We start from the raw sequence: 656 nt of genomic DNA, 5'->3' as shown, positions 1-656 counted from the left end.
GTCACAGAACAAGCACAGACGCTCAACAACCGTTCAGCGACAATCGAAGTGGGTGGTGATGTCACGCAATGGGCTGTCGCGCAGACCAAAAATGAAAACACCAAATTTAGTACTACGATCATTGATACAGTCGAATCTAGGAAACAACATATAGTCAATGGTGTGTCATATTCTGGCGAACAAGTTATGGTTGGATTAATTGACTGGGATAACAACGACGAAGGCGTAGAATCCCCCAGAAGTGGTTTAGAAAGGTATGAGGTATTCACAGGAACGGATAATGCCAACATTTCTCAATGGTTTGGTGTTGAAGCGCAAGCGTATATTGTGGTGCCTTCGAAGAAATATCCTTTTAGTCAGTTTCCTGTGATAGCTCAATACAGCGACCCAGACGCGTTAAATCCAGATGGTCCTTATAAAGTGACGAAATCGAAGTTTGTCAATTACAGTGGTTTGGCAATCAAGGATCCGTCTACCGTATCTGAATATGCGGTTATTTATGACTTTCCTGACCCTACTTTGGCATCTACCCTCAACCCAAATTTCAACCCAAATGAGATTACGCTTATAGATGCCGAAATAGATAATCGCTCTTCTGACTATTGGCGTCGTCGCAATCAAATCAGTCCAGCGTATGTTCCTCATGTTGACAATGG

General features: G+C 43.0%; 1 protein-coding gene. It reads left to right on the top strand.

The genetic code is table 11. The features are described 5' to 3' along the window. On the top strand, positions 1-656 hold a 656-nt coding region (locus IE082_RS11125; RefSeq protein ID WP_189493974.1), incomplete at both ends, for a hypothetical protein.

This window comes from Formosimonas limnophila (genome assembly GCF_014652675.1).
Lineage (GTDB): Bacteria > Pseudomonadota > Gammaproteobacteria > Burkholderiales > Burkholderiaceae > Hydromonas > Hydromonas limnophila.
Note: the sequence above shows the minus strand (reverse complement) of the source record. Positions and strands in the feature narration are given on the sequence as shown.